Here is a 24,754-nt window from a genome sequence, read left to right on the forward strand (position 1 = left end):
CGCCATCCAGGCGCTGCTGCCGCATTGCCCTGTCGTCGCCGGGTCGTCCGTGCTGGACCGGCTGCGCGCCGTCAAGTCGCCAGGCGAGATCGACCTCCTGCGGCAAGGCATCATCTTGTCCGAAGCCGGGCTGGAGCGGCTGCAGGTCGACGCCATGGCCGGCATGCGCCAGGGCGACCTCGTCGCGCTCTACCGGCAAGGCGTCGCCACGGCGGCGGCCGGCTTGTCTCATCCGGTCACCACGGCCGAATATATGACGCTCGGTGCCCGGGCCAAAGGCGCCGACGCCAGGGCCGTGGCTGGCGATCCGCTGAAATGCGACATGGTCTGCACGGTCGGCGGCTACGCCTCCGACATGTCGCGCAACTTCACCTTCGGCCCGCCCCCGGCGGATCAAGCGGAGCTGCACGCCATTGCCGAGCGCGCCTTCGAGGATGGCCTGGCCGAGCTTGTCCCCGGAAACACGCTCGCCCATGTCCACCGCGTCGCCAGCGAAAGCCTGGCGCTGCAAGGCCTGCGCTCCTACCGTCGCGGCCATTTCGGCCACGGCGTCGGCCAGTCGGTCTTTTCCGAACAATGGCCGTTCATCGCCGCCGACAGCGATATCGCGATCGAGGCCGGCATGGTGCTGGCCTTCGAGATCCCGCTCTACATCGACGGCCTCGCCAGCTTCAATCTCGAGGACCAGTTCCTGATCACACCGGATGGACCGGTTGTGATGAACCGGCTGCCGAGACGGCTGGAGGTGATTGGATAGGGAAGGCAGGGGTTGGCGCGCTTGCGTTGCCCATTGCGAGGCGGCACTCTACGGCGCCCCCCTCTGCCCTGCCGGGCATCTCCCCCTCAAGGGGGGAGATTGGCGGTTTCGGCGCCGACTTCTCTTCTTGCAGCGTCGAAAATTGGCGAAGGCGGTCGTGACAAGCAATCTCCCCCCTTGAGGGGGAGATGTCCGGCAGGACAGAGGGGGGCGCCACGGAACTCGGCGGTGATGCCTGGGCACGCATCGGCTGCAACGGTGCCGGGTGCATGGAACGACAGCGTACAGACATGATAAGAAATCGGGTCGAAAGCGGGCTAGGGAAGATCGACTTCATGACCGGAGCTGCCAGACATCCGATTGCCGTGCCCGAATATGCCGACACGTTGAAGCCGACCGCCTCGCGCTTCGCCTTCCTGGCAATGATCGACGTCTTGGCGGTAGCCTCGGCCTACAAGCTCGACGGCTCGGCCCGCGAGACGGTACGCCGCATCAAATACAACGCCCAGATCCACCGTACGGGGAAGGAAATGGAGCCGTTGGGAGATTGAGAGGCGGGCGCGGCGCGTCTTCCTTCCCCCCTTGTGGGGGAAGGTGGATCGGCGCGACAGCGCCGAGACGAATGAGGGGTGTTCCAGCGGAGTGAGACGCTGGTGTTCCCTGGAACACCCCTCATCCGTCGCCTTCGGCGACACCTTCTCCCACAAGGGGAGAAGGAAGAAGAAAGAGGGAAGAAATGCTCGAAATGTCACCATCCAAACAGGCGGCCGCTTGGCTTGATTCCTTTTCGCAGGCGCTTGAATCCGGCGACGTATCGGCCGCAAGCAACCTGTTCGTCGACGATTGCTACTGGCGCGACCTGCTGACCTTCACCTGGAACATCACCACCATGGAAGGCCGCGACGCCATCGCCGATATGCTGAAGTCGACGCTGGCGACGACCAAGCCCGCCGCATGGCAGCTTTCCGGCGAAGCGACCTCGGATGAAGGCACGATCGAGGCCTGGTTCACCTTCGAAACGGCGGTGGCCACGGGACAAGGCATCATGCGCCTGCGCGATGGCCGCTGCCGCACGCTGTTCACGGCGATGACCGACCTGAAAGGGTTCGAGGAGCGCAAGGGCGCGGCGCGGCCGCTCGGCGTGCGCCACAAAGCCGATCCGGAACGCGAAACCTGGTCGGAAGCGCGGGCGCGCGAGACGCGCGAGCTTGGCGTCTCCGAGCAACCCTATTGCCTGGTCATCGGCGGCGGCCAGGGCGGCATCATGCTCGGCGCAAGGCTGCGTCAGCTCGGCGTGCCCACCATCGTCATCGAGAAGAACGAACGGCCAGGCGATTCCTGGCGCAACCGCTACCGCACGCTCGTGCTGCACGATCCGGTCTGGTACGATCATCTGCCCTACATTCCGTTCCCCGACAATTGGCCCGTCTTCACGCCCAAGGACAAGATGGGCGACTGGCTGGAAATGTACACGCGCGTCATGGAGCTGAATTACTGGGGCGCCACCAGGTGCCTCAGCGCCAGTTACGACGAGGCGGAGAAAGAATGGACCGTGGTGGTCGACCGCGTCGGCCAGCGCACCACGCTGAAGCCGAAGCACCTTGTCTTCGCCACCGGCGCCTACGGTCCGCCGCGCAAGATCGAGCTGCCCGGCGCGGACCAGTTCGAGGGTGAGTTGCTGCATTCCAGCCAGTATGCCAGCGGCGAGAAATTCCGCGGCAAAAAGGTCGCCGTCATCGGTGCGGCCAGTTCCGGGCACGATGTCTGCGTCGACCTCTGGGAAAGCGGCGCCGACGTCACTATGATCCAGCGTTCGCCGACCACCGTGGTCAAGTCGGACACGCTGATGCAGGTCGGCTTCGAGATCTTCTCCGAGGATGCGCTGGCGCGCGGCATCACCACGGAAAAGGCCGACATGATCGTCGCCTCGACGCCGTTCGCGCTGGTGCCCAAGGGCCAGCGCGCGCTCTACGACGTCATCCGCGCGCGCGACGCCGCTTTCTACGAGCGTCTCGCCGCGTCCGGCTTCGCGCTGGATTTCGGCGACGACGAGACCGGCCTATTGATGAAGGCCTACCGCACCGGCTCGGGCTATTACATCGATGTCGGCGCGTCCGACCTGATCATCGATGGCAAGATCGGCATCCGCAGCGGCGTCGCGATAAAATCGCTGACAGGCAAAGGCATCCTGTTCGAGGACGGCAGCGAGATCGAGGCCGATGCCATCATCGCCTGCACCGGCTACCAGTCGATGAACGAGAACGTGGGGGCTCTCGTCTCGCGCGAGGTCGCCGACAAGGTCGGCCCGTGCTGGGGCCTCGGCTCCGGCGTCAAGGGCGACCCCGGCCCCTGGCAAGGCGAATTGCGCAACATGTGGAAGCCGACGGCGCAGGAAGCACTATGGTTCCACGGCGGCAATCTGGCCCTGTCGCGGTTCTATTCGAAATACGTGGCGCTGCAGATCAAGGCGCGGATGGAAGGGATCGAGACGCCGGTGTACGGGGCGCCGGGCCTCTAGCTTCTTCCTTCTCCCCTTGTGGGAGAAGGGAAGACCGCACGGCCTCACTCATGCCTATGCCCGAAATGCCGGGCCGCCACCTCGACATGCGTATGGTTTGCATGCGCTTCGAAGCGCTCGGTCTCGCTGACATCGTTCGCCGCCTCGTTAGGCCACCAGGTGCCGCCGATGACGATGCCTTCCGACATCAGCCGCTGGTCGGCGACCAGCGAGGCGCCGACCGCGTCGACGAAGGTGAAGCGGCCCGAACGCTGCCGCAGCACGGCGACATCCCCCGCCGTGCCGACCGCCAGCGTGCCGAGGTCCGGCCGCGCGATCGCCTGCGCCGGCGCCTGCGTCGCGGCGCGCAAAACCTCGACCAGCGGCATGCCGAGCGCCATCAGCTTCGACATGCACACCAATATGTCGAAGGCCGGCCCGTCGACGCAGTAGAGATGCACATCGCTCGAAATGACGTCGGGCGCCAGACCTTCGGCGAGCATGGCGCGGGCGACGTCGAAATCGAACGAGCCCATGCCGTGGCCGAGATCGAAAATGACGCCGCGCTCACGCGCCAGCCGCATGTCGGGCCGCACCATGCCGGAGGCGAAGACCGGCGCATTGGGGAACGGCCGGAAGCAATGGGTGAGAATGTCGCCCCGGCGCAGGCGCGGCAGCACTTCGGAGCGGCCGGGCGGCGGCTCGTCTATATGCGCCATCAGCGGCAGCCCGGCCTTGTCGGCGGCTTCCAGCGCCAGATCGACCGGCGCGATGCCGCTGGTGCCGCCGGCATGCTTGCCGGAGCGGACCTTGACGCCGACGACGACGTCGGCGTGCTCGCGCGCGGCCGCCACCACCTCGCGCGGTTCGCAAAGCCGGAGATCGCTGCATTCGCCGACCGACACCGTCTGCGAAAAGCCGAAAATGCCGGCAAAGGAAATGTTGACATAGGCCAGGATGCGCACCTTGGAGCGCTCCATGACATGGCGGCGGAAGCCGAGGAAATTGCCCGCACCCGCGCTGCCGGCATCGATGAAGGTGGTGGTTCCGCTCTTGGCGGCGAGCCTGTCGGCATCGACGCCGAGCGAAGTGCCGCCCCAATAGACGTGGCTGTGCAGGTCGACCAGACCGGGCGCGACGATGCAGCCGGTCGCATCGACCACCTGCGTGGCGCTGGTCACCGGGACATCGGCGTCGACAGCGGCGACACGGCCATTGGCGATGGCGACATCGCGTGGCGCGTCGATGCCGGACGCCGGATCGATCAGCCGTCCGCCCTTCAGCAGGAGGTCGAATTGCATGGAGATGCCCTCCGCCTTGTTACTTTGCCTTTCAGGCCGGCCTGTACGCGACGGCCTCGACTTCGATCTTGATGTCGATCATCAGCCGCGATTCGACCGTGGTGCGCGCCGGCGGATTCTTCGGGAAGTGCCTGGCATAGACCGCGTTGAAGCCGCCGAAGTCGCGCGCGTCCTCGAGCCAGACGGTGGTCTTGACCACATCGTCCATCGTACAGCCGGCGAGCGCCAGCGCGGCCTTCACATTGGCGAGCACCTGCTCGGTCTGTTCCGCAATGCCGCCCTTGACCACGATGCCGTCGCCGCCGACCGGAACCTGGCCCGAGACAAAGACGAAGTCGCCGGCCCGCACGGCGGGCGACAGCGGCACGTGGGATGTTCCAAAAGCCTGCTTGGGCAAGGGACGGCCTCCTCCGGTGACATGGCAAGGCACCGAGGCGGCGCCCGCTTCGGGACGAGATTTACCGCGATCGGGGTGATCCCGATAGGGCCCTTGTTGGAAAGCAACATCCTTCGAAATCCGTGTTGCTTTATTACAGAAGCGCTTGCATCGTGCGCGCTGCCGGACGGGGTCGACGCCACGACGGAGAGACGCCCTTGCGAGACCGGGAGCCCCGACGATGACCTTCGACAAGAACCCGTTTCCTTCCGGTGACGCCGACCGCCACGCGCTGTGGGAGATGCTGGTGCGGCGCGACATCGACGCCTTCATCGGCCAGGACTGGTCCATGGTCGAGAGCGACTTCATCGCCGAAAGCTTCTTCGGCATGCACGCGCATTTCCTGGCCAATGCCGACGCCTGGCGATTGCAGTTCCCGCGGCTGGAGATCTATCGCGACGAGTGGCTGCGCCAGGCCAAGGAAACGGCCGCGACCAAATTCGCCGAGCCGCTGCGCGAGGCGCTGTTTCGCGTCACCAATCTGCGCGACATCGATGTCGACGGCGACCGCGCGGTGCTGCACAAGAAGTTCGACGGCAGCGTCGCCAAGGCGGATGGCAGCGTCGACCGGCTGAAATGGCAGACGCTGTATTTCTGCCGGAAGGTCGGGGCGAACTGGAAGATAGCCGGCTTCGTCGGCTACATGCCGTATCCACTGGGCGGCTAGCCGAGGCGCCGGCTGATTGCCGTGCGGGCGCTCGGCGCTCAGTACAGCGTGATGATAGCCGGCAGCAGTCCGCTTTCCCGGAGATACTCGACGAGTTCGATGATCGGGAAGATGGCGAGGAAATAGAGCCCGTCGAAAAAAGTGCGCTTCAGCGCGCGCGTCGAGAACTGCAGCTCGTCACTGTCGCGGTAGAGCAGCGGGTTCGGCCAGAACCGGGGCGTCGCCTTGATATAGGCTGAATAGGCCGGGCCGAACTTGCCCAGAAGATATTCAGCTTCCTTGCGCGCCGTGACGCGGAAGATCAGGAAGCTGGCAACGCCGAGGACGGCGGCCGCCACCAGCGAGCCATAGAGCAGACCGATACCGACCGCACCGACCGTCGAGAAGAAGTAGAGCGGGTTCTGGGTCATCGAGAATGGGCCCGCCGAAACCAGCTCCTCATTCTTCTTGCCGCCGACATAGAGGATGCTCCACAGCCGGCCGGCGACGCAGGCGAGCACCAGGCAGAAGCCGAGGAATTCAAGCGTCTCGTGGCCGTGCGAGCCTTCGCTGAGCGCCGGCTTTGTCAGGAACAGCAGCAGCACCGCCAGCACTGCCGCGACGCGGGTGAAAATCAGCCGCTTGCGCTGGACGAAAGCCTTCGAAACCGGCTTGAGGGAGGCGTAGGTCATTGGTGTTTTCCTGGGGCGCTCTCTACGAGCCCGGCCACTGGGGCACGCCATTGATGGCGGATACAAGGCGGTCGCCTTCTGTCAGCGCACCTCGATTATTCGTAAAGACCTTTTGCGCCAGGCAAAGCCATCCTTACGAATTTGTATGCCGCCAGACAGGCTGGCGTGAAGTCGCTTGCCTATTGTCCGGATGCCGGATCGCCGCCGCAACCATCGACATCGGACACCAGCCATGCTCGCGCCCAACACACCCCCCGCCGTACCAAGCCCCAACCGGGTTCCCGACGTCACCCTCGACTTCTGGCTGATCAAGCTGATGGCGGTGACAATGGGCGAAACGGCGGCCGACTATCTCGCCGTCAACCTCGGTCTCGGGCTGACCGTCACCTCGCTGATCATGGCCGGCGTCCTGATCGTCGCTCTCGTGCTGCAGTTCGCGCAGAAACGCTACGTGCCCTGGGCCTACTGGCTGGCGGTGGTGCTGATCAGCATCATCGGCACGCTGGTCACCGATAACCTCGTCGACAATTTCGGCGTGCGCCTGCAGACCACCACGATTGCCTTCTCGGTGGTGCTCGCGGCGACGTTCGCGGTCTGGTACGCGAGCGAGCGGACGCTCTCTGTCCACACCATCTTCACCACCCGCCGAGAGATCTTCTACTGGCTGGCGATCCTGTTCACCTTCTCGCTCGGCACCGCCGCCGGCGATCTTGTCGCCGAGAGTTTCGACATGGGCTATCTGGCCACGGGCCTGCTGTTCGGCGGCGTCATCGCGCTCATCGCGCTCGCCTATTATCTCATCCACCTGAACGCCGTTCTGGCCTTTTGGCTCGCCTATATACTGACGCGTCCGCTGGGTGCCTCCTTCGGCGATTGGCTGTCGCGGCCGCCCGAATATGGCGGTTTGGGTTTCGGCACCATTTTCACCAGCCTGATCTTCCTCGGCTGCATCATCGCCCTGGTTCTCTCCATGACACTGAGGCAAACCGCCGGCGATGCCGACGAGATCCTGCTGGAATCGGACTGAGCCGCCGCCGGGCGCTGCGGCGGCAGCCGGCCTTGCGCCCATCCTAGGAACGGACCCGTGCCGGTGATAACCTGTCCCCGATATCGGCAGTCAACCGGAACAGCGATGCGGCTACTTCTCGTCGAGGACGACCACAGGACGGCGGACTACATCGTCAGGGGATTGACCGAGGCCGGCCATGTCTGCGACCTCCTGCGCAACGGGCATGATGGACTTTTCGCCGCGACCAGCGGCGGCTACGACGTGATCGTCGCCGACCGGATGATCCCGGGCCTCGACGGCCTGTCGATGGTCAAGGCTGTCCGCGCCGCGGGCGTGCGCACACCGGCGATCTTCCTCACCTCCGTCGGCGGCATAGACGACCGCGTCGAGGGGCTCGAGGCCGGCGGCGACGACTATCTGGTCAAGCCCTTCGCCTTTTCCGAATTGCTTGCCCGCATCAACGCGCTTGGCCGGCGGCCGGCCGCGCAGGAGCAGAAGACCGTGCTCAGGGTTGCCGATCTCGAGATGGACCTGATCATGCGCCGCGTCGTCAGGCACGGCCAGCCGATCGACCTGCAGCCGAGGGAGTTCAGCCTGCTCGAGGTGCTGATGCGCGGCGAGGGCCGCGTCATCACCCGCACCATGCTTCTGGAACGCGTCTGGGATTTTCATTTCGATCCCAAGACCAGCGTCGTCGAGACCCATATCAGCCGGCTGCGGGCCAAGGTCGACAAGCCGTTCGATACCCAGCTCATCCACACCATCCGCAACACCGGCTACAGCCTGCACCCGCCGCTCCCCCAGTGATCGCGACATCCCGATGACCGCGACTTTCTCATGACGGCGACCTGGACCCGCCTGCTGCGCAGCACGCCGTTCCGGCTTGCCCTGACGTTCGCCTTCCTGTTCATGCTGGCCTTCGTGCTGGCGGGCGCCATCGTCTACCAGATGATGAGCGCCGACCTTGCCGAGCAGCTCGACGACACCATCAAGGAAACCTATTCTGTCATCGCCGCGACCTATGCCGGCAATGATCTCAAGGAGCTGGTGGAGACCGTCGAAAGCCACTCCACGCGCAGCCTGAAGAAGGCACAGCTCTTTTCGCTGACCGACGCGGCCGGCAACCGTATCGCCGGCAACTTCACCGCCGCTGGGCTTCCCGACGGTTTCTCGATGTTCGGCGCCGAGATGCCTGGCCTGCCGCCGGGCACCGAATACCGCGCCTATTCCGGTTCGGTGGGTGCCAACACTTTGACCATCGCCTTCAGCCTCTCCGAGACGGAGGAGCTGGAGACGATCATGCTGATGAGCTTCGGCTGGGCGACCCTGATCATCACCGGTCTGGCCGTCACCGGCGGCGCCCTGCTCGCCTCGCGCGTCCAGCGCCGTCTCGACGGCATTGCCGCCACGATGGTCGACGTTTCGCATGGCAGGCTCGACACCCGCATCCCGCTGACCGGCAAGGGCGACGACATCGACATCGTCTCCAGCCAGGTCAACGCGGCACTCGATCGCCTGTCGGCACTGGTCGAAGGCATGAAGCAGGTCAGCGCCGACATCGCGCACGATCTTAAGACGCCGCTCAACCGCCTGCAGATGATCCTGGAGGGTGCGGCCGACAAGGCCGCGCGGCACCAGGACGTCTCCGACGATCTGGCCGACGCCCGCACGGAAGGCCATCAGATCAACGAGACCTTCGACGCGTTGCTGCGGATCGCACAGATCGAGGCCGGTGCGCGCAAGGCGCGCTTCACCGATGTCGATCCCGGCGAGATCCTGCGGACCATCGCCGAGATCTACACCGATGTGGCCGAGGACGACGGCAAGTCGCTGTTGCCGCCGCGGCTGGAGGAGACGACGGGCCGGATTCACGGCGATCGCGAACTGTTGACGCAGATGGTCGCCAATCTGGTGGAGAACGCGCTGCGCCATTGCCCGCCCGGCACCTCGATCGAACTGTCGGTGACGCGCCAGGGTGACCGCGCCCTAGCCAGCGTCGCCGACAACGGCCCCGGCATTCCCGCCGACGAGCGTGAAAAAGTGTTTCAGCGGCTCTACCGGCTGGACCACAGCCGATCGACGCCGGGCAGCGGTCTCGGCCTCAGCCTCGTCCGGGCCATCGCCGACCTGCACGGCGCGACCATCACGCTCGAGGACTGCCGGCCTGGGCTGGCCGTGGTGGTGAGTTTTCCCTTGGCGACGGATTAACTTCGGAAGTTGGCGAAACCCGGTGTAACGGCCAATCTCCCCCCTTGCGGTGGAGATGCCTGGCAAGGCAGAGGGGGTGCTGTCCCGCTGGCCTGTCGATCTGTGGTCACGTCGATACACCGGCCCAGGCTGGCGATCCTTCACACCCCCCTCTGGCCTGCCGGCCATCTCCCCCGCAAAGGGGGAGATCGGCTGTATCGATCTTCACCTGTCGATCCGTGTCGATAGGATGATCGACGACGCGGTCCGCTCCACCCCGTCCATGGCGCCGATCTGGTCGAGCAGCGTGTCGAGGTCGCGGATCGACGGCGCGTCGACGATGACGATCATGTCGAAATTGCCGCTGACCGAATGCAGTGTCCGCACGGGCGCCAATGCCTGCAGGCTGCGCACCACCCTATCGGCCAGCTTGGGCGTGACGGTGAGCAGCACATGCGCCCTGACCAGCCCCTGCTCATAGTCCGGCGCCAGCCTGACGCCATAGCCCGTGATGATGCCGCGCTGCTCCAGCCGCTCGATCCGGCTTTGCACCGTGGTGCGCGAAACGCCGAGCTGCCGCGCCAGTTCGGCCGTCGAGGCGCGCGCGTTGGCGCGCAGCAGGGAAAGCAGGGCCTGTTCGGCATTACTGAGCATTTCGACAAAACTCTTCGGCAAATTAACTAAAGATAGGGTGCGGTTTGCAAGATCTCACGCTTCCTTTCGACAGGCAAGCTGCGATGATTCCGGCGAACGCAGATGGCAGGGTATTTGACCATGAACAACATAGCTATCGTCGGGGCCGGCAAGATCGGCTCGACCATCGCCGAAATGCTCGCCGCAACGGGTGACTACCACGTCACCCTCGTCGACCGCTCGGCCGCGCAACTCACTGCCGCCGAAGTGCCCGACGGCGTCGAGACACTCGAACTCGACATCGCGGCGGTCGGTGCGCTTGAAGCCGCACTCGCCGGCAAGTTTGCGGTGCTGAGCGCCGCCCCCTTCCATCTCACCACGCGCATCGCCGAAGCGGCGGCCAGCGCCGGCGTGCACTATCTCGATCTCACCGAGGATGTCGTCTCGACTAGGCGCGTCAAGGAGCTGGCACGTTCCGCCAAGAGCGCCTTCATCCCGCAATGCGGACTGGCGCCGGGCTTCATCTCGATCGTCGCCAACGATCTCGCCAGCCGCTTCGACACGCTGGAAAGCGTGCGCATGCGCGTCGGCGCGCTGCCGCAATACCCGTCCAACGCGCTGAACTACAATCTGACCTGGAGCACCGACGGCGTCATCAACGAATATTGCGAGCCTTGCGAGGCGATCGTCGAGGGCGAGCTGGTCGAAGTGCCGCCGCTGGAGGAGCGCGAGGAATTCTCGCTCGACGGCGTCACCTATGAGGCGTTCAACACCTCGGGTGGGCTCGGCACCTTGGCCGAGACGCTGAAGGGCAAGGTGCGCACGCTGAACTACCGCACCATCCGCTATCCCGGCCACGCCGCGATCATGAAGGCGCTGCTCAACGACCTTGGCCTTCGCCACCGCCGCGACGTGCTGAAGGACATTTTCGAAAGCGCCCTGCCGGCGACGCTGCAGGACGTGGTCATCGTCTTCGTCACCGTTTCCGGCCGCAAGAACGGCCGCCTGCTGCAGGAGACCTACGCCAACAAGATCTATTCCAGGCGCGTCGGCCAGACCGTGCGCAGCGCCATCCAGATCACCACCGCCTCCGGCATCTGCGCCGTGCTCGACATGCTGGCCGATGGCAGCTTGCCGGCGACCGGCTTCGTCAAGCAGGAGGAAATCGCGCTCGAAGCCTTCCTCGCCAACCGCTTCGGCCGCGCCTATGCCCAACATGAGATGGTAAGCCGGCTAGCGGGGTAAGCTTTTCGGATATGCCGGCGGGACAGCGCCCCCCTCTGTCCTGCCGGACATCTCCCCCTCGAGGGGGGAGATTGGACTTCACTGCGGCCTTCGCCAATTTTCGGTGGTGAAGTAACCCGCAGCGTCGAAACTGCCGATCTCCCCCCTTGAGGGGGAGATGCCCGGCAGGGCAGAGGGGGGCGCTGTCCCGCCGGCATTGCCGATCTGCGTCGGCGCGACACCTCAAATATGCAGCGCGTGCCCGAGCGCCTTTAGCGCGGCTTCCTGGAACCCTTCGCCTTGCGTCGGATGCGAATGGATCGTGCCTGCGATGTCCTCCAGCCTTGCCCCCATCTCCAGCGCCAGCCCAAACGCCGCCGACAGCTCCGACACGCCCTGACCGACCGCCTGGATGCCGAGCACCAGATGATTGTCCGCACGCGCCACGACGCGAACGAAGCCATCCTCGCCGAGCTTGGTCATGGCGCGGCCATTGGCGGCGAAGGGGAACAGGCCGATCTTGATCTCGCCGAGCGCCTTGGCCTCTTCAGGCGACAGACCCGCCGTCACCAGCTCGGGATCGGTGAAGCAAACGGCGGGGATCGAGCGTTTGTCCCAGCTGCGCTTGTGGCCGGCGACGATTTCGGCGACCATCTCGCCTTGCGCCATCGCCCGGTGCGCCAGCATCGGCTCGCCGGTGACGTCGCCGATGGCGAAGACGCCGCGCATCGAGGTGCGGCACTGGTCGTCGATCCTGATGAATTTCCCGCCCTGTCGAGATCGATCTGCTCGAGCCCCCAGCCCTCGGTCACCGGCTTGCGGCCGACCGTCACCAGGATCTTGTCCGCCGCGACCTTGCCGCTCTTGCCGTCGGATGTCTCGACCAACAGCGCATCGCCTTTTGTCGACAGTCCCTTGGCCTTGGCGCCGAGCATCACCTCGACGCCAAGTGCGGCGAGCCGCTTGACCACCGGCCGGGTCAACTCCGCATCATACTGTGCCAGCACGCGCGGCAAGGCCTCGACCAGGGTCACCTTGGCGCCCATCTTGGCGAAGGCCATGCCGAGCTCGAGGCCGATATAGCCGCCGCCGACGACCGCAAGCCTCTTCGGCACTTCGCTCAGCGCCAGCGCCTCGGTGGATGAAATCACCGGTCCGCCGAAGGGCAGGAGTTCGACCGGCGCCGAGCCCGTCGCGATCACGATCACTTCCGCGCGGATCACCTGGCTGCCGGTCTCGGTCTCGACCTCGACGGTCTTGCCGTCGCGAAACCTCGCCCAGCCGTGCACGGTCTTCACCCCGGCCTTCTTGAGCAGGCCGGCGACGCCACTGTTGAGCCGGCTGACGATCCCGTCCTTCCAGGCGATGGTCCTGGCCAGATCGAGCACCGGTGCCGTGACCGAAATGCCGAGCGGGCTCTTGCCGCCGGCCATGTGCGCGACCTTCTCGAATTCCTCCGCCGCATGGATCAGCGCTTTTGAGGGGATGCAGCCGACATTGAGGCAGGTGCCGCCGGGCTTGCCCGCCTCGACGATGACCGTATCGACGCCGAGCTGCCCGGCACGAATGGCGCAGACATACCCGCCCGGCCCGGCGCCGATGACGAGCAGCTTGCAAGAGATTTCTTTCATGGCGTCGGCTTCCCTTGGACGAAGGCCGCCGCGCGCTTTTGCCTTCTCCCCTTGTGGGGTCCGCAGGACGGGGCGAGACCAGTGGCTCGCCCCAGGGCGGTGGATCGGCGCGCCAGCGACGAGACGGATGAGGGGTGTTCCAGCGGAGTGAAACGTCGGCGTTCCCTGGACCACCCCTCATCCGTCGCCTGCGGCGACACCTTCTCCCACAAGGGGAGAAGGGGGAGCTTACATCCGCCCGCCGCGCATTGATTTCCGTTCGAGACCGACCCCATCATCCCCTCTCAATCCACGAAAATCAGCGCCGGCGTCTCCAGCAGCGCCTTTATCCGCTGGATGAACACCGCCGCGTCCCAGCCGTCGATGACGCGGTGGTCGAAGCTCGACGACAGGTTCATCATCTTGCGCGGGATGAACTGAGTGCCGTCCCACACCGGCCGCACCATCATCTTGTTGACGCCGATGATCGCCACTTCCGGATGATTGATGACCGGCGTCGTCGCCACACCCCCCATGGCGCCGAGCGAGGTGATGGTGATGGTCGAGCCCGACAGCTCGTCACGCATCGCCGTGCCCGACTTGGCCGCCTCGGCCAGCCTGGCGACCTCGGCGCCGCACTCCCAGATGTCGCGCGCCTCGGCGTGCTTGACGACAGGCACCACCAGCCCCGACGGCGTCTGCGCGGCGATGCCGATATGGATGCCGCCATGCTGGTGGATGATGCCGGCCTCGTCGTCGAACAGCGAATTGAGCTGGGGCTGGTCCGCGATCGCCTTGACCATCGCCCGCATCAGGAACGGCAGCAGGGTCAGCTTCGGCCTCTCCGCGCCGCCCTTGGCAACACGCTTCTCCTTGTTGAGCGCGGCGCGCAATTCCTCGAGCGCCGTCACGTCGATCTCCTCGACATAGGTGATGTGCGGGATGCGCGATTTCGACAGCGTCATCTTCTCGGCGATCTTGCGCCGCAGGCCGACCAGTTTGATATCCTCGATGGCATCGTTGCGGGCGAGGCCCGATGCCTTGGCCACTTGCGGCCCGCGCGCCAGGAAGGCCTCGATGTCTTCATGGCCGATGCGGCCGGCCGGGCCGCTGCCTGCCACTTGCCTGAGATCGATGCCGGCCTCTTTGGCGCGCAAGCGGACAGCTGGCGAGGCCAGCGGCTTTTCGCCTTCCGGGCGCGGTGCGCCGGCCGAGGCCTGTGCCATGGTCTTGGCGGCGGCCGGCGATGGCGCGAGTTTCGCCGGTGCCTCGGCGGGCTTTGCCTTGGCGGCCGGTGCGGTTTCGGGCTTTGGGCTCGCCGGCCTTGCGGGCGCTTCGGCTTCGGCGGCCGGTGCCGTCCTTTGCCCGGCGGCCTTCACATTGCCCTCGCCCGCCACTTTCAGCCGCACGATGGGCGAACCGATCGCCACCGTGTCGCCGATCTCGGCGCCCAGCCACAGGATCTCGCCATCGACGGGCGACGGGATTTCGACCGTCGCCTTGTCGGTCATCACGGCGGCCAGCAACATGTCCTCGCGCACGATGTCGCCGATCTTCACATGCCATTCGACGAGTTCGGCCTCGGCGACGCCCTCGCCGACATCGGGCAGCTTGATGATGTGTTCGCCCATTTCAGGCCTCTCTAAGCTTCCAATGTTTCGATGAGCGCACGGCCGACACGGGCCGGGCCGGGGAAATAGTCCCACTCCTGCGCGTGCGGATAGGGCGTGTCCCAGCCGGCGACGCGGACCACCGGCGCTTCCAGATGGTAGAAGCAGTTTTCCTGTACCAGCGCCGACAGTTCGGCGCCGAACCCTGACGTCAGCGTCGCCTCGTGTACGACCACGCAACGTCCGGTCTTCTTGACCGAGGCCACGATCGTATCGAGGTCGAGCGGCAGCAGCGTCCTGAGGTCGATGATCTCGGCATCGATGCTGGTCTCCTCGGCCGCGGCCTGGGCGACATAGACCATGGTGCCGTAGGCGAGCACCGTGACAGCGGAACCCGCCCTGCGGATCGCCGCCTTGCCGAGCGGCACGGTATAGTGGCCGTCGGCGACCTCGCCGAGCTCGTGCTTCGACCACGGCGTCACCGGCCGGTCGTGATGGCCGTCGAAAGGGCCGTTATAGAGCCGCTTCGGCTCGAGGAAGATCACCGGGTCGGGATCCTCGATCGCCGCGATCAAAAGCCCCTTGGCGTCATGCGGGTTGGATGGCACCACCGTCTTCAGTCCGGACACATGGGTGAACAGCGCCTCCGGGCTCTGGCTGTGCGTCTGGCCGCCGAAGATACCGCCGCCGGTCGGCATCCGCACCACGATCGGGCAGGTGAAATCACCGTTCGACCGGTAGCGCAGCCTTGCGGCTTCCTGCGTCAGCTGGTCGTAGGCCGGATACATGTAGTCGGCAAACTGAATTTCCACGCATGGCTTCAGGCCATAGGCGGCCATGCCGATGGCCGAACCGACAATGCCGGATTCGTTGATCGGCGCGTCGAAGCAGCGGCTCTTGCCGTATTTGGCCTGCAGGCCGTGGGTGACGCGAAAAACGCCGCCGAAGAAGCCGACATCCTCGCCGAACACGACGACTTTGCTGTCGCGCTCCATCGAAACGTCCATGGCGTCCCGGATGGCCTCGATCATGGTCCGCCTTGGCATGGCTCAGACTCCCGCCTGCTGGCGCTGGCGCCTGAGATGCGGCGGCATCTCGGCATAGAGGCCCTCGAACATGTCGCGCGTCGACGGCTTGCCGCCGGCATGCAGCGTGCCGTGGCTTTCCGCCTCCTTCTGCGCCGCGATCACCGTGTCGAGGATTTCCGCCTCGGCCTGCGCGTGCCGCTCATCCGACCAGACGCCGAGCTTGATCAGATGGTTCTTCAGCCGCACGACCGGATCGCCGAGCGGCCAGGCGTCGGACTCGGTCTTTGGCCGGTAGGCGGAGGGATCGTCCGAACTCGAATGGGCGCCAGCGCGATAGGTGACATATTCGACCAGCGTCGGCCCGAGATTGTTGCGGGCCCGCTCGGCTGCCCACTTGGCCACCGCATGGACCGCCAGATAGTCGTTGCCGTCGACGCGCAGCGACGGAATGCCGAAGCCGAGGCCGCGCGCCGCGAAGGTGCCCGAGCCGCCGCGCGCAATGCCCTGAAAAGTCGAGATCGCCCACTGGTTGTTGACGACGTTGAGCACCACGGGTGCCTTATAGGTGGAAGCGAACACCAGCGCCGAATGGAAATCGGATTCGGCCGTCGAGCCGTCGCCGATCCAGGCGGCGGCGATGCGCGAATCGTTCGAGATCGCCGAGGCCATCGCCCAGCCGACCGCCTGGATATACTGCGTCGCCAGATTGCCGGAGATCGAGAAGAAGCCGTGCTCTTTCGACGAATACATGATCGGCAGCTGCCTGCCTTTCAGCGGATCGGCCTCGTTGGAATAGATCTGGTTCATCATCGTGACCATCGGATAGCCGTCGGCGATCAGCAGGCCGGCCTGCCGATAGGTCGGGAAGTTCATGTCGCCCGGGGCAAGCGCCTTGCGAAAGGCGCAGCTCACCGCTTCTTCGCCCAGATGCTGCATGTAGAAAGAGGTCTTGCCTTGCCTCTGCGCCATCTGCATGCGCGCATCGAAGGTCCGCAGCGTCATCATGTTGCGCAGGCCCTCCAGCAATTCCTCGCTGGAAAGCAGCCCGGCCCATGGTCCGACGGCTTCGCCATTGCGGTTCAGCACGCGGATGATCGAAAACGCCATGTCGCGGATGGTGCGCGGATCGACATCGATATCGGGACGCGGCACCGAGCCGGCCTGGGCGATGGTCACGTTGGAGAAATCAGGTGTGCCGCCCGGCCGCACTTCCGGCTCCGGAACGTGAAAACGCAACATCCCAGCATCGGCCATGACCAAAACTCCTCCAATGTTGCCTGGGTGCGGATATTTGCACATCCGCGCGTCCAGACCAGTGCGAATTCGCCAGGCAAGTCATCCGGGTATTGGTTCCGGCCGCGCCGGCCGATCCCGGCCTCCCGCGCTCAAGATGAAGATATGTCCGCGAAATTTCTTGTCGATGTTGAGCAGCGGCACGCAATTTGGCGCAAGGTTGCGCCGTGTTTGTCGCCAGATAAGGTGATTGGGGGCAGAGCGTCGCCGCTTTTCCTTCTCCCCTTGTGGGGCCGAAGGGCGGGCGAGGCCCGTGACTCGCCCAGGGCGGTGGCCTCGCGAAGCGAGGTCGGATGAGGGGTGCTCCAGCTTGGCGTCCTGATGCCAATCGGCTGCATCACAACCAGCGTCTCACTCCGCTGGAACACCCCTCATCCGTCTCGGCGCTGGCGCGCCGATCCACCTTCTCCCACAAGGGGAGAAGGAAAAGAGTGCTCGGTGCCGATCGCCGTTCACTCCCTCCGCGCATCATGCTAACCACCCTCCATGGCACAGAAGAAAGCTTTCGAGGTCGATTCCTGGCTCGTGCGGCCTGATCCGCGCATCTCGATCGTCCTGCTTTATGGCCCCGATCGCGGCCTTGTCTCGGAGCGGGCGAAGGCCTTTGCCGGAAAGACTGGTCTGCCGCTGGAAGATCCGTTCTCCGTGGTCAGGCTCGAGGGTTCGGAGGTCGACCGCGACGAGGGCCGGCTGCTCGACGAGGCCCGCACCGTGCCGATGTTTTCCGACCGGCGGCTGCTCTGGGTGCGCAACGCCAGCGGCCAGAAGGCACTGGCCGACGACGTCAAGGCGCTGACGGCGGAGCCGGTGCAGGACGCCATCATCCTGATCGAGGCCGGCGACTTGAAGAAAGGGGTCGGGCTGCGCGCGGTGGTCGAGGGCGCCGACAACGCCATGGCCTTGCCCTGCTACGCCGATGAGGCCCGCGACATCGACACGGTCATCGACGACGAGCTGCGCAAGGCCGGCATGTCGATGACGCTGGAGGCCAGACAGGCGCTGCGCCGCAATCTCGGCGGCGACCGGCTGGCCTCGCGTGGCGAGATCGAAAAACTCATCCTCTACGCCCACGGCCAGAAGGAAATCGGGCTGGAAGAGGTGAGAGCCATGTCGGGCGACGTGTCCGGTGCCTCTTATGACGATGCCGTCGACGCGCTGCTCGAAGGCAAGATCGGCGACTTCGACACCGCCTTCACGCGCCACTGCCAGGGCGGCGGCCAACCCTTCCTGGTGCTGTCCTCGGCGATGCGGCAGATACAGCAGATCCAGGTCATGCGCGGTCAGATGGACTCCGGCGGCCGCAACGCCGCTTCCGTCGTTGCCGCCGCGCGCCCGCCGGTCTTTTTCGCCCGCCGCAAGCTGGTGGAGAGAACGCTGGAGCGCTGGAACAGCGAAGCGCTCGGCCGCGCGCTGACCCGCCTGCAGTCGGCCGTGCTGCAGACGCGGCGCCGGCCGGACCTGTCGGTGGCGCTGGCAAGGCAGGCGCTGCTGGGGATCGCCGTGGAGAGCGCCCGGCTGGCGCAAAGGTAGGCGCCTCTTCCTTCTCCCCTTGTGGGCCCGAAGGGCGGGCGAGGCCCGTGATTCGCCCAGGGCGGTGGCCTCGCGAAGCGAGGTCGGATGAGGGGTGCTCCAGCTTGGCGCGTCCTCATGCCAATCGGCTGCATCAAAGCCAGCGTCTCACTCCGCTGGAACACCCCTCATCCGTCTCGGCGCTGCGCGCCGATCCACCTTCTCCCACAAGGGGAGAAGGGAAGATTGCGCGAAATATTCGCCGGCTAAATAATAGGGTGTCCCAGGAAAAGTGTGCTGCGGCCTTGCATTCGAACTGCGCAGAAACAACAGTCAGAGCGGATCAGCGATTCTATGAATCGCCGGGCCGTTCTAATCCTGTTTCAACCGCCTGCACAACTCGTCCAGCTGTTCCAGGCTTCGATACGCAACGCGCAGCACGCCACCCTTGCCCTTGTGGTCGACCGTGACGATCATGCCGGTCGTATCGGTCAGCAGCTTTTCCAGGGCCAGCGTATCGGCGTCCTTTTCGTTGGCGGGTGCGGCAGGTTTGGTGCCGTTGGAACTGGTGCCGGCCGGCAGCTGCGCCAGCGCCTCGGCCTGGCGCACGGAAAGGCCCTCCTCGACGATGCGCTTGGCGAGGCCGGCCGGATCCTCCGCCGTGACCAGCGTGCGGGCATGCCCGGCCGATAGCGCGCCGTCGACCAGCATGTCGCGGATCACGTCGGGCAGCTTCAACAATCTCAAGGTGTTGGCGACATGGCTGCGGCTCTTCCCGATCACCTGGCCGAGATCGGCCTGGGTGTAGCCATGGTCGTCGATGAGTTGCTGGTAACCCTGTGCCTCTTCGACCGGATTGAGGTCGGCGCGCTGGACGTTCTCGATGATCGCCAGTTCCAGCGCCGTGCGGTCGTTGACTTCGCGGATGATGACCGGGATCTCGGTCAGCCCGGCACGCTGCGCCGCACGCCAGCGCCGCTCGCCGGCGATGAGCTCGTAGCGGCCCGCCTGCGTCGGCGACGGCCGCGCCACGACCGGCTGCACCACGCCATGCTCGCGGATCGACTGGGCGAGGTCGGTCAGTTCGGCATCGCCAAAATGCCGGCGCGGATTTCTCGGGTTTGGGCTGAGAAACTCGATCGGCACCTTGCCGTCGGCGCTCATGCCGGGCTTTTCCGGTGCGGCCGGACGATCGATCTCGCCGATCAGTGCCGCCAGTCCGCGTCCCAGTCTTTTCCTCGAGAGATCTTCGCTCATCTTTATTCCACGTCTATTTCAGATCGTTTCGGTATCGTATCGGCTGTTGATTATGCGGCCGACCTAATCAAGCAGCGCGCAATTTACGCTCGCGGCGGATCACTTCGGAGGCCAGTTGCAGATAGGCCTGGCTGCCGGAGCATTTCAGGTCGTAGAGGATCGCCGGCTTGCCATAGGACGGCGCCTCCGACACCCGCACATTGCGCGGAATGATGGTCTCATAGACCTTGTCGCCCATATGCTCGCGCACATCCTGCACCACCTGGTTGGCGAGGTTGTTGCGGCCGTCATACATGGTCAGTACGATGCCCTGGATGGTGAGATCCGGATTGATCGAGCGACGCACCTGCTCGACCGTTTCGAGCAGCTGGCTGAGACCCTCCAGCGCGAAGAACTCGCATTGCAGCGGCACGAGAACGGAATCGGCTGCCGCCATTGAATTCAATGTCAAAAGATTGAGCGAAGGCGGGCAATCGATCAGCACGTAGCCGAAGGGCGCTCCGCGCTCGGTCGCCGCGCGCAGTGCATTGCGCAGTTTGAGCACCCGGTCCGGCGCCGAAGCGATCTCCATCTCGATGCCGAGCAGGTCGAGCGTCGAGGGCACGATCGACAGGCCGGGCACCGCGGTCGGAATGGCGGCGGCTTCCAGCTCCAGTTCGCCGGTCAGCACATCATAGGACGAGACCGTCCGGTCCTTGCGGTCGATGCCGAGGCCGGTGCTTGCATTGCCTTGCGGATCGAGATCGACGATCAGCACTTTTTCGCCGATTGCCGCCAGCGCGGTGGCCAGGTTGATGGCGGTGGTGGTCTTGCCGACACCGCCCTTCTGGTTGGCTACGGTGATGATTCGAGGGCCGTTCTTCATCATGGGTTTATGCCAGAAATTCATCTTTGGGTCGCCGAATAATCAGACCGGTCTCGGTTCAGACAGGTCGCACATTGGATAATTCGAGGATGACGCCGCTGGCGTCGGTCACGCTTGGATGTTCTACCAGATCGAAAGTCCACCGGTTAACGCTTTCTTGCACTTCGGCGCGGTAATCCCGGCCTTTGTGGAACAGCGCGCGCGCCCCCGAGGTCAGCCATGGCGCGGACAGGTCCAGCAGGACCGAAAGCGGGGCCAGCGCCCGCGCCGTGACGATTTGCGGCTTCGAAACAAGCACATGGCTGTCCTCGATGCGGCGCGCCACGACCCGCGCCGGCAAGCCGAACTGACCGATGACGGTCTGCAGGAACGAGGCCTTCTTGCGGTTGCTTTCGACCATATCGATGCTGGCCCCCGGGCGCTCGGCGAGCAGAAAGGCCATGACAAGCCCGGGAAATCCGCCGCCGGAACCAATATCGACCCAATGCGTGGCTTCGGGCTCTATCCGTGCAAGCTGCGCACTGTCCAGGATGTGGCGTTGCCAGACATCACCGGAGGTCGATTGCGCGACGAGATTGATGCTGCGGTTCCATTTCTGGAACATCTCTTCGAACGCCACTAGGCGATCGAATGTTTCACGTGAAACCGGACCGGCGGCCTCCTGCAGGCTGTCGCGGGAGAAAGACCTCACGCAACGTCCCTCTGCTCGGCCTTTTCAGCGGTTTCCCCCTTCTGCGCTGCTTCCCCCTTCTGCGCTGTTTCCCAATGACGGACATGCGCGACAATGATCGCCAGCGCCGCAGGCGTCATGCCTTCCATGCGTTGTGCATCCGCAACGGAGCGCGGCCGCCGCGCCTGCATCTTCTGCTTCAATTCATTGGACAGGCCGGGCACACCGGTGAAATCGATGGCGTCCGGAATCAGCCGGCTCTCCTCATGCCGTATTTGCGCGACATCCGTGCTCTGGCGGTCAAGATAAACCGAATATTTCGCTTCCGTTTCGAGGCGCTCCGCGGTCCTGGCGTCGATGTCGCCAAATTTAGGCTCGACCCGGCTTAGCCAGGCAATATCGACACCGGGATAGGCCAGCAGCTCAAAGCCGGACCGGCGCACGCCGTCGCGATTGATCTCCAGGCCGTGCCGTGCCGCCTCGTTCGGCGTCATGGTCAGCGAAAGCGCCAATTGGCGCGCTTCGTCAAGCCGCCGCGCGACATCGCCATAGCGCTGCAGCCGCCGCGCCGAAGCGATCCCCAGCGTCTTCGCCAATGGCGTCAGCCGCTCATCGGCGTTGTCGGCGCGCAGCGACAGCCGGAACTCGGCCCGCGAGGTGAACATCCGGTAGGGCTCGCTGATGCCGCGACTGGTCAAATCGTCGACCATTACGCCGATATAGGCCTGGGTGCGGCTGAGCACGACCTGCTCGCCGCCCGCGGCGCGGCGCGCTGCGTTGAGGCCGGCGAGCAGGCCCTGCCCGGCGGCCTCTTCATAGCCGGTCGTACCGTTGATCTGCCCGGCGAGAAAAAGCCCGGCAACGCGCTTGGTCTCCAGCGTCTGATGCAGTTCGCGCGGATCGACATGATCATATTCGATGGCATAGCCCGGCTGCAGCATGACAGCACGCTCCAGCCCCGGAATGGTTTTCAGGATGGCGAGCTGAACATCTTCCGGCAGCGAGGTCGAAATGCCGTTGGGATAGACGGTGTGGTCGTCGAGCCCTTCCGGTTCGAGAAAGATCTGGTGCCCGTCGCGGTCGCCGAACTTGACGATCTTGTCCTCGATCGAGGGGCAATAACGCGGCCCAACGCCTTCGATTGAGCCGGAATACATCGCCGAACGGCCAAGATTGGCGCGAATCACCTCATGCGTGGCCGTGGTAGTGCGCGTAATGCCGCAATCGATCTGCGGCGTCACGATGCGGTCGGTCATCAGCGAGAACGGCACCGGGTTCTCGTCCGCCGCCTGGCTTTCCAGCGAAGCCGAGTCGATGGTTCGCCCGTCCAGGCGTGGCGGCGTGCCGGTCTTGAGCCGCCCGAGCCTGAAACCGGCGCGGTCCATTGTCGCCGACAATCCCATGCTGGCCTTCTCGTTCATGCGGCCGGCGACAATCTTCTTTTCGCCGATGTGAATGAGCCCGCGCAGGAAGGTTCCTGTGGTCAGCACCACCGCGCCGCAGGCAAGCCGGCGGCCGTCCGCCAGGAGAACCGCTTCTATCTTCCCATCGGAAATCTCAAAGTCGAGAACTTCGCCCTCGACAACCCCAAGATCGTTCTGCTGCCGAATCGCTTCCTGCATGGCAAGGCGATAGAGTTTCCTGTCGGCCTGTGTGCGGGGTCCGCGCACCGCCGGACCCTTGCGACGGTTGAGCAAACGAAACTGGATGCCGGCGGCGTCCGCCACGCGGCCCATCAGCCCGTCCATGGCGTCGATCTCGCGCACAAGATGCCCTTTGCCCAGCCCGCCGATGGCAGGGTTGCACGACATCACGCCGATCGTGTCGAAACGGAGCGTCACCAGCGCGGTGCTGGCGCCGGCGCGCGCCGCGGCACTGGCCGCCTCGCAACCCGCATGGCCGCCGCCCACCACAACCACATCATAGTGATCGGTCATCTTACATAAGTCCCGGACAAAGAGATCAGCGACACATGTCCCCGCGAGACGGGACTGTCAAGAAAACTTCCGCGCGACGTTTCACGTGAAACAGGGAAACCCTGCTTCTGTTCGCGTTTCACGTGAATCACGCCCAAGATGTTTCACGTGAGTCAATCGGAGCCCCCTGCCCGCGACATGCGTGTTTCACGTGAGTCATTTCCCGATGCAGAACTGGGAAAAGATCACATCAAGCAAGTCTTCGACGTCCACCGCGCCCACGATCCGCCCCAGGCGATCCGCTGCCAGGCGCAACTCTTCGGCGCGTAGCTCCTGTGGCGTCCCGTCATCGGCGGCGCGATGCAGATGCCGGTTCGCCGCACCGAGCAACTCGACATGACGCAGCCGTGACGGCAGCACATCGCCGGCATCGCCGGCCGCCTTCGTGGCGCGGCGCCCGATCTCCGCCAACAATTCATCCACGCCCGTCCCATCGACCACCGATATGCCGAACTCGTAGCGCCGGGCCGCATCGTAGGCCGCTCCCCCATCGAGCAGGTCGAGCTTGGTGCCGACGCGCAATGCCGGTATCGTAACAGGAAGCGGACCCGCGTCCCTGCGGTCCGCGGCGTCCTCGAGCAGCAGCAAGAGATCGGCGCGATCGGCCTTGGCTCTCGCCTTCTCGATGCCGATCGCCTCGATTTTGCCGGGCCCTTCCCGCAACCCCGCCGTGTCGGTCAACCTGACACGCAGACCTTGGAGATCCAGCACGACCTCCAGCAGGTCGCGGGTGGTGCCGGGTTCATCCGTTACAATAGCCGCATCGCGGCGCGCCAAGGCGTTGAACAGGCTGGACTTGCCGGCATTGGGCGCGCCGAGGATGACGACCTCGAAGCCGTCGCGAATGACTTCGGCGGCGTGGAATCCGGCTATGTGCCGGTCAATCTCTGATATCATGGACCGCACGTCGGACCAGACCGCATCCGAAACGGAACCCGGCACATCATCCTCATCGGCAAAGTCGATCTCGGCTTCGATCATCGCCCGCGCATGGATCAGGCGCCGGCGCCAGCCGAGATAAAGCTCACTCTGCGCGCCCTCGGCATTCTGGACGGCGAAGCGCCGTTGCGCTTCGGTCTCGGCGTTGACGAGATCCGCCAGCGCCTCCGTCTCGACCAGGTCGACCTTGCCGTTGAGAAAGGCGCGGCGCGTGAATTCTCCGGGTTCGGCATGCCTGACGCCGTCAAATCCAGCGATTGTCTCCAACATTCTGGCCACCACGGCGCGGCCGCCATGAATATGGAACTCGGCGACGTCCTCACCGGTGAAGCTGGCCGGCCCGGGGAACAAGACGACCAGCCCGGTGTCGAGAACCGTTCCATCTGGAGCCCTGAGCTTGCGCAGCACCGCCATGCGCTCCTTAACCATGCCGCCGGCAATCGTTTCGACAACGAATCGAGTCCGAGGGCCGGATATCCGCAGCACGGCGACCCCGGCCGGAAGCCGGCCGCTCGACAACGCCACGATCGAATCGCCTGAAATCATTTGCCCGCTCTACCGAACCGCCCTAGCTATCGTCTCATCACCCATCCCGAGTGCCTCGAAAGTTGGCCA

At 65.0% G+C, this 24,754-nt stretch carries 21 protein-coding genes and 1 pseudogene; 9 read left to right on the forward strand and 13 right to left on the reverse strand.

Translation table 11 applies throughout. The features are described 5' to 3' along the window. From O7A61_RS12075 to O7A61_RS12085, 3 genes are all read left to right on the forward strand, one after another. Positions 1 to 757 (forward strand): M24 family metallopeptidase (locus tag O7A61_RS12075; RefSeq protein ID WP_337129970.1); only part of this gene is annotated, 757 nt, incomplete at its 5' end. Positions 758 to 1,092: 335 nt separating this feature from the next. Then, complete coding sequence (locus tag O7A61_RS12080) at positions 1,093 to 1,308, forward strand: hypothetical protein (protein WP_337129971.1); 216 nt, start codon at positions 1,093 to 1,095, stop codon at positions 1,306 to 1,308. A gap of 185 nt (positions 1,309 to 1,493) precedes the next feature. Further along, positions 1,494 to 3,275: an NAD(P)/FAD-dependent oxidoreductase gene (locus O7A61_RS12085; RefSeq protein ID WP_337129972.1), complete on the forward strand. Its 1,782-nt coding sequence runs from the start codon at positions 1,494 to 1,496 to the stop codon at positions 3,273 to 3,275. Positions 3,276 to 3,319: 44 nt separating this feature from the next. Here the strand turns inward: O7A61_RS12085 and O7A61_RS12090 are convergent, their stop codons facing one another. Both O7A61_RS12090 and O7A61_RS12095 read right to left on the reverse strand, forming a co-directional pair. Beyond that, the gene (locus tag O7A61_RS12090) at positions 3,320 to 4,555 is read right to left on the reverse strand and encodes an amidohydrolase/deacetylase family metallohydrolase (RefSeq protein ID WP_337129973.1); all 1,236 of its coding nucleotides are present in this window, start codon (positions 4,553 to 4,555) and stop codon (positions 3,320 to 3,322) included. 31 nt (positions 4,556 to 4,586) lie between these two features. Next, positions 4,587 to 4,952, reverse strand: coding sequence for a RidA family protein (locus O7A61_RS12095; protein ID WP_337129975.1), 366 nt, complete (start codon positions 4,950 to 4,952; stop codon positions 4,587 to 4,589). A 220-nt stretch (positions 4,953 to 5,172) separates the two neighbouring features. Between O7A61_RS12095 and O7A61_RS12100 the strand changes: the two genes are divergently transcribed. Next, positions 5,173 to 5,658, forward strand: a complete 486-nt coding sequence (locus O7A61_RS12100) for a hypothetical protein (protein ID WP_337129976.1) — start codon at positions 5,173 to 5,175, stop codon at positions 5,656 to 5,658. A 38-nt stretch (positions 5,659 to 5,696) separates the two neighbouring features. Here the strand turns inward: O7A61_RS12100 and O7A61_RS12105 are convergent, their stop codons facing one another. After that, the gene (locus tag O7A61_RS12105; protein ID WP_027145942.1) at positions 5,697 to 6,329 is read right to left on the reverse strand and encodes a methyltransferase family protein; all 633 of its coding nucleotides are present in this window, start codon (positions 6,327 to 6,329) and stop codon (positions 5,697 to 5,699) included. A gap of 232 nt (positions 6,330 to 6,561) precedes the next feature. Between O7A61_RS12105 and O7A61_RS12110 the strand changes: the two genes are divergently transcribed. From O7A61_RS12110 to O7A61_RS12120, 3 genes are all read left to right on the forward strand, one after another. Beyond that, entirely contained in the window at positions 6,562 to 7,356 is a 795-nt protein-coding gene (locus O7A61_RS12110; RefSeq protein WP_337129977.1) for a COG4705 family protein, read from the forward strand. Positions 7,357 to 7,461: 105 nt separating this feature from the next. Beyond that, positions 7,462 to 8,145: a winged helix-turn-helix domain-containing protein gene (locus O7A61_RS12115; protein WP_337129978.1), complete on the forward strand. Its 684-nt coding sequence runs from the start codon at positions 7,462 to 7,464 to the stop codon at positions 8,143 to 8,145. A gap of 30 nt (positions 8,146 to 8,175) precedes the next feature. Further along, entirely contained in the window at positions 8,176 to 9,546 is a 1,371-nt protein-coding gene (locus O7A61_RS12120; protein ID WP_337129979.1) for a sensor histidine kinase, read from the forward strand. Positions 9,547 to 9,750: 204 nt separating this feature from the next. Here O7A61_RS12120 and O7A61_RS12125 read toward each other — a convergent pair whose 3' ends face one another. Then, complete coding sequence (locus O7A61_RS12125; RefSeq protein ID WP_337129980.1) at positions 9,751 to 10,179, reverse strand: Lrp/AsnC family transcriptional regulator; 429 nt, start codon at positions 10,177 to 10,179, stop codon at positions 9,751 to 9,753. Positions 10,180 to 10,299: 120 nt separating this feature from the next. Here O7A61_RS12125 and O7A61_RS12130 point away from each other — a divergent pair, with 120 nt between their 5' ends. Next, positions 10,300 to 11,403, forward strand: a complete 1,104-nt coding sequence (locus O7A61_RS12130; RefSeq protein ID WP_337129981.1) for a saccharopine dehydrogenase family protein — start codon at positions 10,300 to 10,302, stop codon at positions 11,401 to 11,403. A 222-nt stretch (positions 11,404 to 11,625) separates the two neighbouring features. Here the strand turns inward: O7A61_RS12130 and lpdA are convergent. The 4 genes and pseudogenes from lpdA to O7A61_RS12150 form a co-directional block, all read right to left on the reverse strand. Next, positions 11,626 to 13,013, reverse strand: a pseudogene (gene lpdA, locus O7A61_RS12135) (dihydrolipoyl dehydrogenase). 284 nt (positions 13,014 to 13,297) lie between these two features. Continuing rightward, positions 13,298 to 14,623: a dihydrolipoamide acetyltransferase family protein gene (locus O7A61_RS12140; RefSeq protein ID WP_337129982.1), complete on the reverse strand. Its 1,326-nt coding sequence runs from the start codon at positions 14,621 to 14,623 to the stop codon at positions 13,298 to 13,300. Between the two features lie 11 nt (positions 14,624 to 14,634). Next, positions 14,635 to 15,648 (reverse strand): alpha-ketoacid dehydrogenase subunit beta, encoded by a 1,014-nt coding sequence (locus O7A61_RS12145; protein ID WP_337129984.1) that lies wholly within the window; start codon positions 15,646 to 15,648, stop codon positions 14,635 to 14,637. A 3-nt stretch (positions 15,649 to 15,651) separates the two neighbouring features. Next, on the reverse strand, positions 15,652 to 16,884 hold the full coding sequence (locus tag O7A61_RS12150) for a 3-methyl-2-oxobutanoate dehydrogenase (2-methylpropanoyl-transferring) subunit alpha (protein WP_027146765.1): 1,233 nt from the start codon (positions 16,882 to 16,884) through the stop codon (positions 15,652 to 15,654). Between the two features lie 525 nt (positions 16,885 to 17,409). Between O7A61_RS12150 and holA the strand changes: the two genes are divergently transcribed. Then, complete coding sequence (gene holA / locus O7A61_RS12155) at positions 17,410 to 18,453, forward strand: DNA polymerase III subunit delta (RefSeq protein WP_337129985.1); 1,044 nt, start codon at positions 17,410 to 17,412, stop codon at positions 18,451 to 18,453. Between the two features lie 351 nt (positions 18,454 to 18,804). Here holA and O7A61_RS12160 read toward each other — a convergent pair whose 3' ends face one another. The 5 genes from O7A61_RS12160 to mnmE all read right to left on the reverse strand — a co-directional run bounded on the left by O7A61_RS12160 (position 18,805) and on the right by mnmE (position 24,685). Next, positions 18,805 to 19,689: a ParB/RepB/Spo0J family partition protein gene (locus O7A61_RS12160; protein WP_337129986.1), complete on the reverse strand. Its 885-nt coding sequence runs from the start codon at positions 19,687 to 19,689 to the stop codon at positions 18,805 to 18,807. A gap of 67 nt (positions 19,690 to 19,756) precedes the next feature. Beyond that, entirely contained in the window at positions 19,757 to 20,557 is an 801-nt protein-coding gene (locus O7A61_RS12165; protein ID WP_031240355.1) for a ParA family protein, read from the reverse strand. 55 nt (positions 20,558 to 20,612) lie between these two features. Next, positions 20,613 to 21,245 carry a 16S rRNA (guanine(527)-N(7))-methyltransferase RsmG gene (gene rsmG / locus O7A61_RS12170; RefSeq protein ID WP_337129987.1) on the reverse strand — a complete coding sequence of 211 codons (633 nt, stop codon included), beginning with the start codon at positions 21,243 to 21,245 and terminating at the stop codon, positions 20,613 to 20,615. Beyond that, positions 21,242 to 23,161, reverse strand: a complete 1,920-nt coding sequence (gene mnmG, locus O7A61_RS12175; RefSeq protein WP_337129988.1) for a tRNA uridine-5-carboxymethylaminomethyl(34) synthesis enzyme MnmG — start codon at positions 23,159 to 23,161, stop codon at positions 21,242 to 21,244. Before mnmG ends, rsmG begins: the two co-directional genes overlap by 4 nt. A 195-nt stretch (positions 23,162 to 23,356) precedes the next feature. After that, positions 23,357 to 24,685, reverse strand: coding sequence for a tRNA uridine-5-carboxymethylaminomethyl(34) synthesis GTPase MnmE (mnmE, locus tag O7A61_RS12180; protein ID WP_337129989.1), 1,329 nt, complete (start codon positions 24,683 to 24,685; stop codon positions 23,357 to 23,359). Positions 24,686 to 24,754 lie beyond the last annotated feature (69 nt).

The sequence above is a fragment of the Mesorhizobium sp. Cs1321R2N1 genome (genome assembly GCF_037179725.1).
Taxonomy (GTDB): domain Bacteria; phylum Pseudomonadota; class Alphaproteobacteria; order Rhizobiales; family Rhizobiaceae; genus Mesorhizobium; species Mesorhizobium salmacidum.

What these genes read in the sequence shown, in the direction of transcription:
- O7A61_RS12145 (WP_337129984.1), bottom strand. Translation starts at nt 15,648, where the DNA reads ATGCCAAGGCGGACCATGATCGAGGCCATCCGGGACGCCATGGACGTT.
- holA (WP_337129985.1), top strand. Translation starts at nt 17,410, where the DNA reads ATGGCACAGAAGAAAGCTTTCGAGGTCGATTCCTGGCTCGTGCGGCCT.
- mnmG (WP_337129988.1), bottom strand. Translation starts at nt 23,161, where the DNA reads ATGACCGATCACTATGATGTGGTTGTGGTGGGCGGCGGCCATGCGGGT.
- O7A61_RS12165 (WP_031240355.1), bottom strand. Translation starts at nt 20,557, where the DNA reads ATGATGAAGAACGGCCCTCGAATCATCACCGTAGCCAACCAGAAGGGC.
- O7A61_RS12150 (WP_027146765.1), bottom strand. Translation starts at nt 16,884, where the DNA reads ATGGCCGATGCTGGGATGTTGCGTTTTCACGTTCCGGAGCCGGAAGTG.
- mnmE (WP_337129989.1), bottom strand. Translation starts at nt 24,685, where the DNA reads ATGATTTCAGGCGATTCGATCGTGGCGTTGTCGAGCGGCCGGCTTCCG.
- O7A61_RS12100 (WP_337129976.1), top strand. Translation starts at nt 5,173, where the DNA reads ATGACCTTCGACAAGAACCCGTTTCCTTCCGGTGACGCCGACCGCCAC.
- O7A61_RS12125 (WP_337129980.1), bottom strand. Translation starts at nt 10,179, where the DNA reads ATGCTCAGTAATGCCGAACAGGCCCTGCTTTCCCTGCTGCGCGCCAAC.
- O7A61_RS12085 (WP_337129972.1), top strand. Translation starts at nt 1,494, where the DNA reads ATGCTCGAAATGTCACCATCCAAACAGGCGGCCGCTTGGCTTGATTCC.
- O7A61_RS12140 (WP_337129982.1), bottom strand. Translation starts at nt 14,623, where the DNA reads ATGGGCGAACACATCATCAAGCTGCCCGATGTCGGCGAGGGCGTCGCC.
- O7A61_RS12120 (WP_337129979.1), top strand. Translation starts at nt 8,176, where the DNA reads ATGACGGCGACCTGGACCCGCCTGCTGCGCAGCACGCCGTTCCGGCTT.
- O7A61_RS12115 (WP_337129978.1), top strand. Translation starts at nt 7,462, where the DNA reads ATGCGGCTACTTCTCGTCGAGGACGACCACAGGACGGCGGACTACATC.
- O7A61_RS12110 (WP_337129977.1), top strand. Translation starts at nt 6,562, where the DNA reads ATGCTCGCGCCCAACACACCCCCCGCCGTACCAAGCCCCAACCGGGTT.
- O7A61_RS12080 (WP_337129971.1), top strand. Translation starts at nt 1,093, where the DNA reads ATGACCGGAGCTGCCAGACATCCGATTGCCGTGCCCGAATATGCCGAC.
- O7A61_RS12105 (WP_027145942.1), bottom strand. Translation starts at nt 6,329, where the DNA reads ATGACCTACGCCTCCCTCAAGCCGGTTTCGAAGGCTTTCGTCCAGCGC.
- O7A61_RS12130 (WP_337129981.1), top strand. Translation starts at nt 10,300, where the DNA reads ATGAACAACATAGCTATCGTCGGGGCCGGCAAGATCGGCTCGACCATC.
- O7A61_RS12160 (WP_337129986.1), bottom strand. Translation starts at nt 19,689, where the DNA reads ATGAGCGAAGATCTCTCGAGGAAAAGACTGGGACGCGGACTGGCGGCA.
- O7A61_RS12090 (WP_337129973.1), bottom strand. Translation starts at nt 4,555, where the DNA reads ATGCAATTCGACCTCCTGCTGAAGGGCGGACGGCTGATCGATCCGGCG.